1 protein-coding gene is annotated in these 674 nt (G+C 64.7%); it reads left to right on the top strand.

Translation table 11 applies throughout. The features are described from left to right. Window positions 1-281: 281 nt before the first annotated feature. The gene (gene tnpB / locus ACYVD0_RS11000; RefSeq protein ID WP_460426857.1) at window positions 282-617 is read left to right on the top strand and encodes an IS66 family insertion sequence element accessory protein TnpB; all 336 of its coding nucleotides are present in this window, start codon (window positions 282-284) and stop codon (window positions 615-617) included. Window positions 618-674 lie beyond the last annotated feature (57 nt).

Raw genomic sequence — 674 nt, 5'->3', positions numbered from 1 at the left:
GTCCGCTTTGGCGTCAAGACCCAAGGCAGGAGCCGTATGCGGTAATGCCGCACGTACGGATCTGTGCGGGGGGAGGCAGGCGACTGCCTTTCCTACCGCGACCGCCAGGTTGAGACCCTGCCGGCGTTCATCCCGCTTGCACTGGATGCGCCCGTGCGGGCCGGATATGCCTCCAGCGTGGACATTCGCATCGATATCCCCCATCGGCGCACAACCTTGACCGTTCACTGGCCTGCGGGCGATGCAGAGGGGTGTGCCCGGTTCGTGCGCGAGATAGTGCAATGATCCGCATCGATGCCATCTGGCTCGCCAGCGAACCGCTGGACATGCGGGCCGGAACGGAAACGGCCCTGGCCAGGGTGGTGGCGGTCTTCGGTGCGGCGAAGCCGCACAACGCCTACCTGTTCGCCAACAAACGGGCCAACCGCCTGAAAGTGCTGGTGCACGATGGTTTCGGTGTCTGGCTGGCCTCGCGCCGCTTGAACCAGGGCCGTTTTGTCTGGCCAGGCAACTGGCAGGGTGCTCACCTGGAGCTGAACGCCGAGCAGCTTCAGGCGCTGGTGGTGGGGTTGCCCTGGCAGCGGGTCGGGTCGAGCGCGGCAATCAGCCTTTTATAGTCAGCGATCGTACATGGCGCGCAATTGACCGAACGACCTATCGTCGCGAGCCGTCGT

The sequence above is a fragment of the Azotobacter armeniacus genome (genome assembly GCF_054779355.1).
The sequence above is the reverse complement of the archived record's forward strand: the minus strand, read 5'-3'. Positions and strand labels throughout refer to the sequence as shown.

Bases quoted from the DNA above. Each gene is read 5' to 3' on its own strand.
- tnpB (WP_460426857.1), top strand. From the start codon at position 282: ATGATCCGCATCGATGCCATCTGGCTCGCCAGCGAACCGCTGGACATG.